The sequence below is a fragment of the Brucella sp. GW823-FHT04E01 genome (genome assembly GCF_058796175.1).
Map to the genome: position 1 here is coordinate 1 of NZ_JBXAIK010000007.1, position 15036 is coordinate 15036.

Here is a 15036-nt window from a genome sequence, read left to right on the forward strand (position 1 = left end):
AACGGCATCCCCGCCGCTTTGAGCCTTAAACCCGGAAAATTCCAGCTCTCCGTGGCCCAAAATCGGGGTGCACCTCAAAAAACCGCTGGAGCGAACTCAAAACTGGATAAAACTTGGGGGCAAGGTCAGGCTCCATCAGCAAAATTCACTCACCGGACGTTCACGTTCTGTCGTGGTCCCGCTGATATGAAGTGGGGACTTCAACAGTGATTAACTATCTTCTCACAAACTTGCAAAGATACAATCGTTGAGACGTCGCATTCATAGCGACCATTTGAATAGCCTTACTGTTTTGAATTACCTTACTCCAGTACCGGTTATGTCTCGCGTTTTCTTCACTTTGGGAATTTGAGAGATATTCACCTTAGATTTTAATTTTCCAGCACGGAACTGAAATGATCGTTTTACGGCCCCAATCAGCATTCGAAAGCTTTTCCGAATGCTGATGTTTGTATACTCGTACCTATCCAATGGATGTTTGTTCAATTTCCAATAACTTAGAACTTGGGCTAAATAATATGTATAGTGGTCAGGAGCGAGAGATACAATTTTCTGATATTTATATTCGAGGTATCCGTAGTTTTGCGCAGCCTGAGTCGGGGTCATAACATGATGAACGGTATAACCGGCATCCATAGCGGCATATCCGATGAGGCGCTCAAGGGCGTGTGCTAGGCCACCATCAATGTGGTATGGCTCTTTGTTGAAATCCGACCACTGCCATTCATGGCTGAATAACTTACGTAGTGCTTCGGGGCGAAACCAGAACATTGTTCCATACGGTGCGACGGGTGTATCCTCATCGATTTTCACTCGAATATTTAGTTCTTCACATAAATCTTGTACTTTTTCTTTGTTCTTGAACCAAGCTTTGCCAAGCGTTGGATAAGAAAAATGTATTACAGGAGGGAATGCCAAACCAAGACACTTATTCTCTTGAAAATGATGAAGTATGCTTTCGGCATACGGTGCCGATCCAACAAGGTTTTCTATCAGGTGTCTTTTGAAGACGGAGCTATGCTCTGCCGCAACTTGCGGGGACTTTTTTGTATGGAGTCGCAAAACGAGATCATATTGATCGTCGAGGAACAAATCTCTACATGCTATAAAAAGCGCAGACATGTCTCGTCCGCGATTTTGATCGACCAAGCGAACTATGATGTTGCTGATGGACGTTCTCGTGGAAGCTGCTTTTTCGATATGCTGCTTTTTTTCCAAGCTGTCGGTTGTGGCAATTAAGTCGTAAGGGAAAGGCAGATTGTCGGCTGCATCCAATAGCTCGTCTATCATATCTTCGTAATAAATATGAGCACAAAGAGCTATCTTGACCTGCTGCGGGGGTGCGCGCTCGGCTACCCGATAATCTGGTAAAATCTTTGTCAGTGCAGCATTAGTGTTTAGGATGCGCGGTTCGGCACCACGCACAATATTTTTCCAGATTAGGTTCGTGTCATAATCGGAATATTTCTCAATAAAATTGATAGCTCTTGGTACATCTACAGCATGATGATCAAGGAAAAGTGGGTCATGAAAAAATAAGCGTCTCTTTAGGATGGGACTCCTTTCTTCGAGTGACTTGCTTATGTTTAGAAAGACCGGATATGGTGTGTCGTAGTCCTTTAGATCAACATAAGTACTCCACTTATACCCATATTTCTCAAAATATGATGTGAAACGAGACTCATGCTTAAGTACGGACTCATCATACGTATTAATTTTATCCATTTTCTCCCAGTATTGGCGGAATATCTGAGAGCTTAATAATGGCTGTCGTACTGCAATGAAGTGCGAATTTATGTGCGTAGGGAGGACACCAGATCCGGTGAATGGGTTTGGGTCAAGTTGTCCATGTGAGGATATCCCCCAGAAATCATCTGGCCGCTTCTCCATCTCATCGAACATTTCTGAGAACGGGAAAATGGGTCCATAAAAGGTGTGATTGTAAAGCAGGACTTCATCATATTCTTTGAGACGGTCATAGCCGATGTGTTCAAGGCCAGCCTTATAGGCCCAAACGTCGAACCCTTCATTTTTGCGAAGAATTATCTCTTCGGCGACATCGTCCAAGGCGATCTCGGAGGCTTTGGAAAGTGGCCCGTTAGAAACAAAAATCGTATGATCAACGAATGGCTTTAGATGCCTCATGAGATAAATCATATAGTCGTCAACTATATGATTTTCGTCAAAGAAAAACGCGATAGCAAGCCGTTTAGTCATATTTTCCCAAAACCCAATGTGCCCGAAAGTTCAATACTACGCTTATTATGGCGTCACTTTATATGCAATCCGGTCGTTGTGATGTCTGCATCGTAAAAAGCATATCCGCGCACAGGCGCAGTATCTTTTTACCTGAAGGTATATGCGCGCGAATAGCTCGTCGGAATTCGTCTTACTGACACTCCCACCACATAAAGGAAGATATCATGGGTAAAACCGTTCCCGTTGGCGCGGCGCTTCGGTAATCCCCCCGTTTTTAACGGGGCTCGTCAGTAGAATTCACGCAGCCGCTTTTAGTTTGTAAGCGCGATTTTCGATGCGCCTAGACGGCCTCTTCAGGCGTAACCCTCACGGGTTCTAGCGGTACCCAGCTTTATTGGGCATTTGCCTTGGAGAAGTTGAACGGCAGCAGGTCGCCGATGTCGGCCGTTTCTTCGCGCTGAGGTAGCTCAGTAAGCACGTGGCGTAGCCAGGTGAGCGGGTCGACACCACAGGCGCGGCAAGTCAGCATCAGACTGTAGATCACAGCACTGGCCTTGGCCCCGTCAGCGGTATCGCTGAACAGCCACGATTTTCTGCCGGTGGCAAAAACTCTGATCTCGCGTTCCAGAATGTTGTTATCGATCGGCATCCTGCCGTCGCTGGTGTAACGCGTCAGGTAACTCCATTGGTTCAGGGTGTAGGACACCGCATCGCCGAGCTTGGTATCCGGCACGATCTTTGGCGCGATATTGTCGAGCCACGCCTTTAGGGCGTTCAGGACAGGCAGGCTGTGCTGCTGGCGGAAACGGCGAATGCAATCGGCCTTTGTCTCCCTCGGATCTGGGGTCTTGTCTCTCGCCTGCCTTTCGATCCGGTAGAGCTGTTCGAAGAACCGGAGAGCTTGCTCCGGCGGGCCGCCACCATTCTTTCTCGCCTTGAGGGCATCAACGAAGCGCCGCCTGGAGTGAGCCATGCATCCGACATGGGTTGCGCCATTCAATGTGCGCCAGGCGGTGTAGCCATCAGTGACGAGTATGCCACGGTAGTCACCAAGGAAGGTCTGCGGGTAAATCTGACCACGGCCGGGCTGGTAGTCGAGAAGCACGATCGGCTCGTCACTGTTCTCGCTGCTGCGGTACGCCCACATGTACGACGTGCTGGTGGCTTCCTTGTCCTTTTCCTTCAGCACCTGAACCGTCGTCTCATCGCCATGGATGAGAGACTGCGATTGCAGCCGCAGCTTCAAAGCATCGTAGATGCGATGTAAATGCTTCTCGCTCGAGCCGATGACCCAATGCGCAAGAGCACCACGGCTAATCGGAACGCCAGCACGCTCGAATGTCTGAGCCACGCGGTAGAGCGGCGTGCCATCTACGTATTTGTGGACGAGAGCAAAGGCGAGCGTCGACGCGGTGGCGATGCTGCCCGGCAGGGGTTGCGTGGGCATGGGCGCGATTACGACGGGCGTGCTAATCCCTGTACGGTCACAGTGCCGGCAGGCGTATTTGAACCGTACGTTCTGCAGGACGTTTGCCTTGATCTCGATATGGAGCTGCTCGCTAACGGCTTCTCCCATGCGATGCATTTGGCTTTTGCAGCACGGGCAAGCCTTCTGATCGTCAGCAAGGTCGTATTCGACACGCTCGCGCGGCAGGTCTGCCGGTAGAGGCCTGCGCCCCCGCTTTTTGCCCGTAGCGCCCCCGGCCGCAGGCAAGCCAGTATCCGGAAGCTCGACGTCATCGTCTTCCTCGCTACCACCTTCGACCGCAGCCTCTTCGGCCTCGTTGAAGAGACGATCAATGTGCTTTTCACTGCGCGGGGCAAAGCGGTGCAGCTTTGCCAGTGCCAGTTCTTCTTCAAGCTTGACGACCCGCTGCGAGAGCGCTTCCTTCCCGGCTTTGAGTGCGGCGATTTCGGCAGCATTGGCTGCCAATTGCGCCATCAGTTCTGCAATGCTCGGTTCGCCGGTGCGCGTCATCAGATTCTTGAATCTGAACCGCCCCTGCGCGTCAATCGCAATTTGTCATCCTCAGCCAGCAATCTGATACTGCCGCACGGGATGGCGGACCATCGCATCGATATCGATGCCATCGAGGATCCAGTGGAGTTGCTCTGTCGTCAGCGTCACCACCGCAGTTTCCCGGCGGGGCCACCTGAACCGATCTTCTGTTAGCTTCTTCAGGACCATAACAAACCCGGACCGATCAAAGAACAAGAGCTTCACCCGGTCACGCCTGCGATTGCAGAAGGCAAACACCGATGGAGCAAACGGGTCCAGCTCCATCACCTCTTGCACAAGGACCGCGAGGCTGTTGATGCCCGCGCGGAAGTCGATGGGTTCCCGATGGAGGTAGACCTTCAGATCAGCGCCCAGTCTGAACATGGCTCAACGCTCCTATGATTGCCGCCAGACCATCGACATCGCTGCATTCCAGCGTCAGGCTGATACCGTTCGGCAGCACCGCGCTCAGCTTGGATGCATGACATCGCTTGCCGACCGGCTCCACATTCGTCGGTGGACCGCTGGCAGAAGACGACTGCATATCCGTAGCTATCTGAACCGGAACGAACGTAGATACCGCAGGTAAAGCACTATCTTCTTTGGCTCTCTTTACCCACTTGCGAACGAGATTGGCGTTGACGCCGTGCTCCAGAGCTAGACGCGAAACCGAAACGCCGGGCTCTAAACACGCTGCGACAAGCCGATCTCGGGAGGCAGGGTCATATCGACGGCGGCCGTCGCGGCCAACAAGCCGCACCTGCAGTTTAGGAGTATCGTCCATGATTTGGTGTCCACCTGTTTTGGTGGACACTTCATGCATCAGAGCACTGTGCTTCAGAAGGTGCACAGAAATTCGCGCTTACTTTAGTTTCTGTGCGGGTGTGATGCCGCCGATGCCCATATTGGGCCGTTCGTTGTTGTAGGTCCAGAGCCATTGCGTGGCGAATTCCTGTGCCTCCTCGATACTTTCGATGGTGTGTTGGTCAAGCCATTCATGTCGCACGGTGCGATTGTAGCGCTCGACATAGGCATTCTGTTGCGGTTTTCCGGGTTGGATGTGGCATAAAGCAATTCCTTGCGTTTCGGCCGATTCCATCAGTTTGCCACTGACATATTCAGGCCCATTATCCACGCGAATGGCGAATGGTTTGCCGCGCCATTCGATGATCTGGTTCAGGCTGCGGATGACGCGTTCAGCAGGCAGCGAAAAATCCACCTCGATGCCCAGCCCCTCGCGGTTGAAGTCGTCCAGGACATTCAACAGCCGGAATTGCCTGCCGTCTTCCAGGCGATCCGCCATGAAATCCATGGACCAGACCATGTTTGGCGCTTCGGGCACGGCCAGCGCATCGGGTTTGTCGCGCTTCAACCGCTTGCGTGGCTTGATCCTGAGGTTCAATTCCAGCTCGCGGTATATGCGGTATATGCGCTTGTGGTTCCAGCGATGCCCCTGGACATTGCGCAGGTAAAGAAAACAAAGACCGAAGCCCCAGCTCTTCTTCGCTCGCGTTAGCCCGATCAGCAGATCGGCGATCTGCTCGTTCTCTTCGTTCAGCCTGGCGCTGTAACGATAGCAGGTCTCGCTGACACCAAAGGTACGGCAGGCCAGTGCAATGCTGACGCCGCGTAACGCCACAGCTTTCCTGGCCATCTCCCGGCGTTGAGATGACCGCGTCATTTTTTTCCAAGAGCCTCTTTTAAAAGCTCTGCCTGCATGCTCATCTCGGCATACATCTTCTTGAGCCGACGGTTCTCATCCTCCAGAGCCTTCATCTGGCTGATCATCGACGCATCCATGCCACCATACCTGGCGCGCCACTTGTAGAATGAAGCGTTGCTCATTCCATGTTCGCGGCATAGCTCCGGTACTGGAACACCACCTTCTGCCTGACGCAGGATCGCAAGAATTTGCGGTTCGCTAAATCTGCTCATCTTCATCAAAAATCTCCTCGATCATAATGCCGAGAAAATTCTACTTTTGAACCCTATTAATTCCTGGGGGGATTACCGGGTAGCCTACCCGCTTACCGTCCTGTTCCTTCAAGATTCTGATATTCTGCCCGTCAGTGAACCGTGAACGCTTCATCTGTCCGTCTCCTTGTCGTGACGGACACTACCAAGTTTGGAGGAAACGCAGGGGCTCAGGTCAATATTGCCGCAGATGCTGATTGAAAGATTGGAGAAAGTTTCTCAAAACCGGGAATTGATTTTGAGATAAAATGTTAAAAAAGCTAATAGATAGCGCATTTCCGACGATACAATTTAAACTGGAAGTGCTCTTGGTCAGATATGTCGATTGCTTAAAGAATTCCGACGGCTACGCGGACCTGTTGGACCATTGACAAGCGTTGTGGAGTTCCCTTTTTTTTCAATTCTGAAACGATAGCTTCCAGATGTCCTTCGTCGCCAGTCTCTTGGAGCCTTTTTTCAATTTCTTCGATTGAAAACTGCAGCCGGTAGACAAGGTCTCGCTTCATGATGGGGCATCCGAGGAATTTCCGGTACAAGAATGCTCCCGTATGGACCTGAGATCTTAGGGCGACTTTATCTGCGAAAGCCTGCGGAATGTCTTGCAGCAGAGTTGCTTGTAAGTCCAATTCAGTAAAACGGATTTTTTGAGGCAAGAGGTTGTTCAGATCGACAAGTTGATCTTTTCCAATGCCAGATACCGGCGCAATAAGATCATTGGGCCGATAGATAATTTCTATCTGCTCGGATAATGGAACCATGACTTTTGACAGACCGATTTCACCCTGTTGGATCGCCCAAAGCCGTGAATTAACCGGAATATAGTTTTCCCAGAAACGTTGAAATGTATCATTTAGAAATAAATTTCCACTTACAGAAAAGCAAAAAGACTGAATATGATAATGATGCTCCCAGTTCTCAAACGTACCGCAGATATCTGCGGATGATGCAGCCAGTTTTTCGAATATATTGATCAGGTTTTCTTTAAAGTAATATACGCTATCATTCATATATATCACGCGAGATGGATGGTTTTTTACAGTATTTGCGAGGTACAGGGTGGCATCCCTATATCCGCCGATATCTAGGCCTGTATTGTCCCGAATTAGTACGCGATGAGATCGTGCTTTGAGATAGGCGAGTCTCTCTTCTCCCAAATCATGATTCACGACGATAACTGGGTTTATTTCAGCCGCGTTTAATGCATCGAGCGCGTTTTCAATGTACCAGGTAAATTGGTTGGGTTGCCATATTAGGAAAATTGCATAGGTGCCACTTCCGTGGTTTTGAGTGCCTGCATGTTGAGAGAGAATGGATAGCTTTCTGAGCGAGTTGCGCCGTAGATAGGCAGATGCAACCTTCGTATCATGATAGGCAAACTTAACGACCCGCTTCGCGGTTACAAATACAGCGCGCTTGAGAAGCCATAATATATCCATCCGCTACCCGATCCCTTTTCTTTAAGGCTTTCTAGAAGTTGTATTTTTAAAAAGATGCGCAGCTTTAAAAAATTTTGATGCCATGAGACAAGAAGAATAGTACCGCCGATCGTCCAAATTGTTTAATATGCCACCAGCCTTTCCGCGCGGCATTTCCGCCGCTATGAACTATCTGAACAGTCGGGACATATGCTATTCGCGCTGCTTGACGTGCGCGTATCGAAATGTCGAAATCTTCGAAATAGAGCATGTATCGCTCGTCAAAGCCCTTTATTGCGCAGAACGTATTGCCGCGGAAAAACATGAAGCAACCACTTACGATGGGAGGGTCCCAATAAGTAATATGGTTTGTTTTATCGCGCATCTCATAGCGAGCGAGTTCGGTTCTGAACAACTTGCGCATAAAACGCGGCGCGAAACCTCTGAGGAAGAGGTCAAACAAGCTGGGATACTGTTTGCACAGATACTGCTTAGTCCCGTTTGGATAGGATGCGGATGGAGTGAGAAGCCCGCATTCTGGATGTTTGGACATAAAACCAATGGCGGCTTTTAAAGCATGGGTAGGCATCTCGACATCGGGATTGAGAACGAGATGAAAGTCCCCAACACCTTCTGCCAGGGCATAATTATTGGCTCGTGCAAAGCCGACATTACCTTGTCCATGTATGATTTTCGTTGAAATATCAGCCAGCATTGGATGGAAAGTTGTATCTATTGACACTGTATCGGAGTTGTCGACAATTAAAAGACTAAGTGAAACATCCTGAGCGGTATTATGCGCAGCTGCTTGAAGGCCAGAAAAAGTTTTATACAGTTCGTCCTTATCCGGATTATAAATGACAACGCAGACTGTAAGGATTATCTTCATAACCGTCCAAATATTTTTCTATAGTTAGAATTAATCAAGCCTACCCATGCGATTGCGAAGGCCATGACAGATTCCAAGTGACATCATTTGCAAATGTTTTAATCTTGGACGCGTCATCAAGCTGTAAAAGACAAATTTCCGCAAGAGCCGATAGGCGTCGACAATCTTCCATTCTGTATGCAGCCAGCCTTGCTTGTATAGCCAGATGGCGTTCCTGAAATGATAATAGTGTCGCAATGGGCTATGCACGGGTATATTACGACCAAAGAACTTTAGAGGAGCATCACCCAGCTGATGTTTCATAAGTGCTGCGCATACTCCAAAGGATTGGAAGCCTTTCCACTGTGCGCGTAGCCCCCATTCAATATCCACATAGTCAATAAACAACTCTTCCTGCATTGGGCCGACCTGGTCAATCGTATCCATTGGTATCAAGCAGCCGGAAGCAATGAGATAATCTACCTCCACTATCTGGTCTGCGCCAGCGCAGTTCTGCCGCTCTAATCTGTAATTTTTGATTTGAATGAACGGTACCGGGTTCTGCTGGCGGGGGTCGTCATATCGCGGTCCGGCACAGGCGACGGCAATCCCGGCTGCGCGTTTTTCTTCAATCGCGTTTCTTAACTTCTCAACCATGTCAGGTTTCGGGATACTGTCCTGGTCCAGTGTAAGGACATAATGCGAACCTAGATTCTTTGCCTGAGCGATTCCGACATTCTGAGCTTTCGCAATGCCCAAATTTTGGCCAAGCGATATATATTCAATATCCCTGCCCTGAACAGAGAACCATTCGGCCAGCTCATCCTCGTTACCATTGTTGACGACAATGAGGTGATGCAACTGAGGCAATACAGCATTAATGAGTTCGCCAAGGACAGCCAGATCAGGGCGATATGTAACAATTACACCACTGACCTTGCGGGAAGGGGAAGCCAAAGATAGTTCATCGTCGGGGTACGGCATTATAAACAGTCCAGTCGCAGCAACTCGGCGCCGCTTTTTTGTGAGAATGGCTAAGGCCCTATTAGAAAACGGGGGGCATCGCAAGTTTTCAAGGTGGAATGGTCGCCAAAAGCTGGCCATAATGTTAAAGCAGACCAGCAGCTGGACATAGTGCTTTTAAGGAGTTCCGATGAAGGGGATCATTCTCGCTGGTGGTAGTGGCACTCGTCTCTATCCTCTTACGATTGCTGTATCAAAGCAAATACTTCCGATTTATGATAAGCCCATGATCTATTACCCGCTAAGTGTGCTCATGCTGGCGGGGATTCAAGATATTCTATTGATATCGACACCTCATGACTTGCCGCTTTTCCAAAAATTGCTTGGTGATGGTAAGGAGTACGGCATAAATCTTTCCTATGCTGAGCAACCACATCCAAATGGCCTGGCTGAGGCATTTATCATCGGCCGTGATTTCATTGGCACTGATAGCGTTGCAATGATTCTGGGAGATAATATTTACTTCGGCGACGGGCTGCCGCGTCTTTGCCAGCTTTCGTCTCAGATGCAAAAAGGCGGTACGGTCTTTGCCTATCATGTTGATGATCCAGAGCGATACGGTGTCGTCGAATTTGATAAGAAAACGGGAATGGCGATTTCCATTGAGGAAAAGCCTAAAAAACCCAAATCGAACTGGGCTGTTACAGGCCTCTATTTTTATGACAACGAGGTTGTCGATATTGCGTCTTCGATCAAGCCGTCCGAACGGGGCGAATTGGAGATCACGACAGTCAATAATATCTATCTTGAACGCGGTCAGCTGAGTGTTCGCCAATTGGGTCGTGGCTATGCGTGGCTGGATACTGGGACACATGATAGCCTTCATGAGGCCTCATCCTTTGTTCGAACGATCGAAAAACGACAGGGGATAAAGATTGCGTGCCCTGAAGAGATCGGTTTGGAAAAGGGTTGGATTACCGGTGATGCGGTCCTTGAAAGAGCTGCAAAGCTGGGTAAGACAGAATACGCAGCGTATTTGCGCCGGCGGGTCGAAGAAATAGGAAGCAGATAAATGGAAGTGCGTTCTTTAGGCCTCGATGGAGTTTTCGAAATCATTCCTCGTAAGTTCGGTGATGACAGAGGTTTTTTCTCCGAAACCTATAACGCAGCAGCTTTGGAAAGCGCAGGAATTAACCTGCAGTTCGTGCAGGATAACCAGTCCTATTCTGCTGCGAAGGGCGTTCTGCGCGGGCTCCATTACCAGACTGCACCTCGTGCACAGGATAAGCTGGTGCGTGTAATCAAGGGCGCAATCATTGATGTGGCGGTTGATATAAGGAAAAGTTCGCCCACCTTTGGTAAGTGGGTGTCTCTTGAGATTTCAGCAGAAAAGTGGAATCAGATTTTAGTGCCGAAGGGCTTTGCACATGGCTTTGTGACGCTGACTGAAGACACTGAGGTTATCTACAAGGTTACTGATTATTATTCACCGGAGCATGACAGATCTATTCGATTTGACGATCCTGCTATCGGAATCGAATGGCCGGTTTTTGAATCTGAATTGCAATTATCCGAAAAAGACCGCAGGGCATCGAATCTTGCTGACATGGACGTTTTTGAGTGAAGGGAAAGAGTAAGTGAACATTCTGGTTACTGGTGGTGCAGGTTTCATCGGTTCCGCTGTCTGTCGCCATCTGGCCTCGGACCCAAAAGTCAACGTCGTCAATCTCGACAAGCTCACTTATGCGGGCAATCTGGCGTCTCTCCGTCAGATCGAAAACCACCCGAATTACAGCTTCCTTGAGGCTGACATTTGCGATGACACCGGCGTTCTGGAAGCGTTGCGCGCCAACGAAATCGACGTAGTCATGCATCTGGCAGCGGAAAGCCACGTTGACCGTTCAATCGATGGTCCAGGCGCATTCATCGAAACGAATATCGTCGGAACATTCCGCTTGCTCAATGCGGCACTTGCCTATTGGCGCGAACTACCGGAGCCACGCAAGTCGGCCTTCCGGTTTCATCATATTTCGACGGATGAAGTGTTTGGCGATCTGCCTTTCGATAGCGGCATCTTCACCGAAGAAACCCCGTATCAGCCGTCGTCGCCATATTCGGCTTCGAAAGCGGCCTCCGATCATCTGGTACGCGCATGGCATGAAACCTACGGCCTGCCGGTCGTGCTCACCAATTGCTCCAACAATTATGGACCGTTCCATTTCCCGGAAAAGCTGATCCCACTCGTCATTCTCAACGCGCTCGATGAAAAGCCGCTGCCGGTTTATGGGGCAGGGGCGAATGTGCGTGACTGGCTCTATGTCGAGGATCATGCGCGTGCCCTGGCGCTGGTTGCGACGACAGGTACGCTGGGCGAAAGCTATAATATCGGTGGTCGTGCAGAACGTACCAATCTGAGCGTGGTAGAGACGATCTGCGCTATCCTTGACAAGAAGCGGCCTCGCGCAAGTGGCAAGAGCTACGCCGATTTGATCACCTTCGTGACAGATCGTCCCGGTCATGACCGTCGCTATGCGATTGACGCTTCGAAGATCGAGCGTGAACTGGGCTGGAAGCCGCAGGAAACCTTCGAGACGGGATTGGAAAAAACCATTCAATGGTATCTCGATAACGCATGGTGGTGGGAGCCGATCCGCAGTGGTACCTATGCTGGTGAGCGCTTGGGAGGCAGCGGCGCAACAATGAATAAGAGTATTGTATGAGGGTTCTAGTTACAGGGCGGGAGGGGCAGATTGCGCGTAGCCTGAGGAGTAAGGCTGCCGCGCGATCGGACATGGAGTTAATAACACTAGGGCGACCGGACATTGATCTACTGCAGCCTGATACAGTGATGAATGCCATTACTCGCATAAACCCAGACATCGTGATTTCGGCTGCTGCTTATACGGCTGTAGACAAAGCTGAAGTTGAAAGCGAAATAGCGTACCAGGTGAATACTATTGGAGCAGGCGCGGTTTCTCGAGCTGCTGCTGCCTGCGGTGCGCCTATTGTTCACTGGTCCACGGATTATGTATTTGATGGAGCATCGGCCTACCCTTACACAGAAAAGGATGAAAAGAATCCTTGTAATGTGTATGGAAAGACGAAGATGGAGGGAGAGTCTCTCGTTGCGGAGTATAATGAAAGCCACATAATACTGCGAACATCGTCAGTTTACAGTCCTTATGGAACAAATTTCGTAAAGACTATGCTGAATATTGCTCAAACAAGAGAACAGATTTCAGTCGTGTCCGATCAATGGGTGAATCCGAGTAGTGCATTCGATCTAGCTGATGGAGCACTCCGTGTGGTGGATGTGATCCGCTCGATGGCAGATTTCTCAAATTTCGGTGTCTTTCACCTGGTTGGGGCCGGTGACACAAATTGGAGTAATTTTGCGCGTCAAGTATTTTTCGAAAGTAGAAAATATGGCGGCCCGTCGGCGGAAATTACTCCCATCAGCTCAAATGAATATCCAACAAAGGCGAAGCGCCCATCCAACTCACGTCTAAATACTGAGAAATTCACTTCAGTATTCAAATGGACAATGCCGCACTGGGAGTCGTCGCTGCAGTCTGTGGTGAAAGATATACTGGAAGAGGTCAGAAATGATCATTAGTGGTTGTGCGTTGTTTTTGTGGGCGTGGTGTCCACTTGACAGATATTACGCCTCAGCATGAGGATGAACTGATTTTGAAGCCATCCGCTTCGCAATGTTTTCCCCCATTCCCTCTCTGAACAAAAGATGATGGAAGTCCTCGTTGCTTAGGTGTATGTTTAAAGTGCTCGTAAGGAGGTGAGTTGTCTCGGCCTTCTTCTTAATTTTGAAAGGCGGCGGGAAAAAGCTGTTTAGCTTAAAGGCCTTTCTATCTAATATATCCTCAATTTTCAATTTACTGGAACAAGTGTCGAGGGTTCTTTCTTTGATTCAATGCTTTAAGTTCAATCCACTACCAAAAGGTTCTGGGCGAGAGAAATAGCAGAAATTGCTATCATTGAAAGCCAGAAGATTCCGCTCTACCGAGAGCACCAACAAAAATTACTCAATTCGCCGATTTCCAAATCACTACGCCTTGCTTCAAGTGAGGGTTAAGTCACGCGAGTGACGGTGATTGGCGTTTTAATACGCCCTTTGGCTAAGCGATGAACAAAGGCCTGCTTGTTGAAGAAATTTTCTATGTAGTGGTAGCTGGCAAAGCCCACTACCATGGCGATTGCAACGAACGACAATGCCAAAATTTCAAGTGGGACATGATTCACAATGTCTGAACTTACATACCACGATGCCATTACGGCAAAAAGTAGTTGATGCCAAAGGTACAATGAGTACGAGGAGTCTCCCAATGCGATCCATGCGGGTGAAAATGTCCACATTTTGCGCTGCTCGACCGCCATAAATCCGTATACGATAAAACCGCTGGGAAGACCGAAACAAAGCACACGCCACATGGCGGGAAGATCCCACCAGCCTCCGCTTTTACGGAATACCACTGCACCTAGAAGGAGGCCGCAGAAGCCTATCGCCAAGGATGATACGGCGAACTCTGAATAACTACGCATTGCCAACCGAGCAACAACAATCCCGAAAGCAAACTCCAAGACCATTGGCGTCATCCAAATTGAGAACGTTGCCGTGTAGCCCCAATAAGCAGCAAACCATGCCGCCAGAACAGTTGCGAGCCATGCACCTAGAAGCAGAAGTATCTTCCGAGGGAATAGAAGAATTGCAAGCGCGCAAATCGCATAGAAGTACATTTCAAATTGAAGTGTCCATGCGGCTTGAATACGATTGTTCGGCTGATCGATGAGTAGCATCAACTTCCACCAAGGCTTTTGCGCCATCCACTCGGGAGCAAGTTCAACCTTAGTCATCAACAGGGTCGCTACACCGAAAGCTATCCAGTATACTGGATAGATACGGAATATTCGTTTAATTGAGAATTCTCGGAAGGAAGAGAATCTTCCATTAGATGTGGCCTTCTTTCCAAGCCGATCCGCGGAGAGATAAACGACGAAACCGGAGATTACGAAGAAGAGGTCTACGCCAGCGGGGCCAACCGAGTCTACATAAGGAACAATCCAATGCGCGCGCAATGGCTCCAAAGGCCAAAACACATGGGCGATGACAACCATCAATGCCGCGATTGCGCGAAGTCCTTGGATGTTTTTGTAAACCATATGACCTAACCTCAGAATTTGAGGATACTTAGCAAGACAGGTGGTTGGACGCAATTAATACCGTCTGCAACTCCAATGCGGTCAATTGAAATGTCGGAAATTGACAGCGAACTGTGTTGCCGTTGCGACAAAAATCATTTTTGGGTGCGGATATCAATGATATTATCGACCGTTGATAAACCTAGCAGGACGTCTATGGCATAGTGGACGATTATGAAATGTGATTTATGCGCTCGCGAGAATTTTATTGCGGTATCGACAACACGTCCAACCCGATTGAAATTATTAACGCAGACAGCGTTAAGGATTTGAAATTGCCTGCTTATACGGATTATGACCAGCAATAAGGTGCATATGATTGCACCATTGTGGGGATGATAGTTTTCAGGCTCACGTTATAAGATGACAAAACTTTTGAGCTGGGGGGCGCTTGCGGGCGTTGC

The 15036-nt window shown here is 49.1% G+C and carries 14 protein-coding genes; 5 read left to right on the plus strand and 9 right to left on the minus strand.

The window, feature by feature from the left end:
- Nucleotides 1–210, plus strand: a 210-nt coding sequence (locus tag AC1RHM_RS21820) for a hypothetical protein (RefSeq protein ID WP_492332616.1), incomplete at its 5' end; no start/stop codon positions are given.
- 87 nt (nucleotides 211–297) lie between these two features.
- On the opposite strand, the gene AC1RHM_RS21825 is transcribed toward AC1RHM_RS21820, so the two are convergent.
- The 8 genes from AC1RHM_RS21825 to AC1RHM_RS21860 form a co-directional block, all read right to left on the minus strand.
- On the minus strand, nucleotides 298–2217 hold the full coding sequence (locus tag AC1RHM_RS21825; protein WP_492332617.1) for a rhamnan synthesis F family protein: 1920 nt from the start codon (nucleotides 2215–2217) through the stop codon (nucleotides 298–300).
- A 373-nt stretch (nucleotides 2218–2590) separates the two neighbouring features.
- On the minus strand, nucleotides 2591–4177 hold the full coding sequence (gene tnpC, locus AC1RHM_RS21830) for an IS66 family transposase (RefSeq protein ID WP_492332618.1): 1587 nt from the start codon (nucleotides 4175–4177) through the stop codon (nucleotides 2591–2593).
- A gap of 51 nt (nucleotides 4178–4228) precedes the next feature.
- Nucleotides 4229–4582, minus strand: a complete 354-nt coding sequence (gene tnpB, locus AC1RHM_RS21835) for an IS66 family insertion sequence element accessory protein TnpB (protein ID WP_012477958.1) — start codon at nucleotides 4580–4582, stop codon at nucleotides 4229–4231.
- Nucleotides 4563–4982: an IS66-like element accessory protein TnpA gene (gene tnpA / locus AC1RHM_RS21840; protein WP_282188661.1), complete on the minus strand. Its 420-nt coding sequence runs from the start codon at nucleotides 4980–4982 to the stop codon at nucleotides 4563–4565. The genes tnpB and tnpA overlap by 20 nt, the downstream gene beginning before the upstream one ends.
- Nucleotides 4983–5060: 78 nt before the next feature.
- Nucleotides 5061–6139, minus strand: a protein-coding gene (locus tag AC1RHM_RS21845; protein WP_492332619.1) for an IS3 family transposase whose coding sequence is annotated in 2 segments (ribosomal slippage) — nucleotides 5061–5884 and nucleotides 5884–6139 — 1080 coding nt in all. Because the reading frame shifts where the segments join, the coding sequence is not laid out codon by codon here.
- 362 nt (nucleotides 6140–6501) lie between these two features.
- Nucleotides 6502–7608, minus strand: a complete 1107-nt coding sequence (locus AC1RHM_RS21850) for a rhamnan synthesis F family protein (protein WP_123218597.1) — start codon at nucleotides 7606–7608, stop codon at nucleotides 6502–6504.
- 64 nt (nucleotides 7609–7672) lie between these two features.
- Nucleotides 7673–8476 carry a glycosyltransferase gene (locus AC1RHM_RS21855; protein ID WP_492332620.1) on the minus strand — a complete coding sequence of 268 codons (804 nt, stop codon included), beginning with the start codon at nucleotides 8474–8476 and terminating at the stop codon, nucleotides 7673–7675.
- 30 nt (nucleotides 8477–8506) lie between these two features.
- Nucleotides 8507–9439: a glycosyltransferase family 2 protein gene (locus AC1RHM_RS21860; RefSeq protein WP_123218598.1), complete on the minus strand. Its 933-nt coding sequence runs from the start codon at nucleotides 9437–9439 to the stop codon at nucleotides 8507–8509.
- Nucleotides 9440–9608: 169 nt separating this feature from the next.
- On the opposite strand from AC1RHM_RS21860, the gene rfbA reads away from it, so the two are divergent.
- Genes rfbA through rfbD form a run of 4 tightly spaced genes read left to right on the plus strand, consistent with a single transcriptional unit; the run spans nucleotide 9609 to nucleotide 13034 of the window.
- On the plus strand, nucleotides 9609–10490 hold the full coding sequence (gene rfbA / locus AC1RHM_RS21865; RefSeq protein ID WP_123218599.1) for a glucose-1-phosphate thymidylyltransferase RfbA: 882 nt from the start codon (nucleotides 9609–9611) through the stop codon (nucleotides 10488–10490).
- Complete coding sequence (gene rfbC, locus AC1RHM_RS21870; protein ID WP_123218600.1) at nucleotides 10491–11042, plus strand: dTDP-4-dehydrorhamnose 3,5-epimerase; 552 nt, start codon at nucleotides 10491–10493, stop codon at nucleotides 11040–11042.
- 13 nt (nucleotides 11043–11055) lie between these two features.
- Entirely contained in the window at nucleotides 11056–12138 is a 1083-nt protein-coding gene (gene rfbB / locus AC1RHM_RS21875) for a dTDP-glucose 4,6-dehydratase (protein WP_492332621.1), read from the plus strand.
- Complete coding sequence (rfbD, locus tag AC1RHM_RS21880; protein ID WP_492332622.1) at nucleotides 12135–13034, plus strand: dTDP-4-dehydrorhamnose reductase; 900 nt, start codon at nucleotides 12135–12137, stop codon at nucleotides 13032–13034. Before rfbB ends, rfbD begins: the two co-directional genes overlap by 4 nt.
- A gap of 470 nt (nucleotides 13035–13504) precedes the next feature.
- Here the strand turns inward: rfbD and AC1RHM_RS21885 are convergent, their stop codons facing one another.
- The gene (locus AC1RHM_RS21885; protein ID WP_492332623.1) at nucleotides 13505–14593 is read right to left on the minus strand and encodes an acyltransferase family protein; all 1089 of its coding nucleotides are present in this window, start codon (nucleotides 14591–14593) and stop codon (nucleotides 13505–13507) included.
- Nucleotides 14594–15036: the final 443 nt, after the last annotated feature.

Coding starts and splice junctions, on each gene's coding strand:
- AC1RHM_RS21825 (WP_492332617.1), bottom strand. CDS start 2,217: ATGACTAAACGGCTTGCTATCGCGTTTTTCTTTGACGAAAATCATATA.
- tnpC (WP_492332618.1), bottom strand. CDS start 4,177: ATGACGCGCACCGGCGAACCGAGCATTGCAGAACTGATGGCGCAATTG.
- tnpB (WP_012477958.1), bottom strand. CDS start 4,582: ATGTTCAGACTGGGCGCTGATCTGAAGGTCTACCTCCATCGGGAACCC.
- tnpA (WP_282188661.1), bottom strand. CDS start 4,982: ATGGACGATACTCCTAAACTGCAGGTGCGGCTTGTTGGCCGCGACGGC.
- AC1RHM_RS21850 (WP_123218597.1), bottom strand. CDS start 7,608: ATGGATATATTATGGCTTCTCAAGCGCGCTGTATTTGTAACCGCGAAG.
- AC1RHM_RS21855 (WP_492332620.1), bottom strand. CDS start 8,476: ATGAAGATAATCCTTACAGTCTGCGTTGTCATTTATAATCCGGATAAG.
- AC1RHM_RS21860 (WP_123218598.1), bottom strand. CDS start 9,439: ATGCCGTACCCCGACGATGAACTATCTTTGGCTTCCCCTTCCCGCAAG.
- rfbA (WP_123218599.1), top strand. CDS start 9,609: ATGAAGGGGATCATTCTCGCTGGTGGTAGTGGCACTCGTCTCTATCCT.
- rfbC (WP_123218600.1), top strand. CDS start 10,491: ATGGAAGTGCGTTCTTTAGGCCTCGATGGAGTTTTCGAAATCATTCCT.
- rfbD (WP_492332622.1), top strand. CDS start 12,135: ATGAGGGTTCTAGTTACAGGGCGGGAGGGGCAGATTGCGCGTAGCCTG.
- AC1RHM_RS21885 (WP_492332623.1), bottom strand. CDS start 14,593: ATGGTTTACAAAAACATCCAAGGACTTCGCGCAATCGCGGCATTGATG.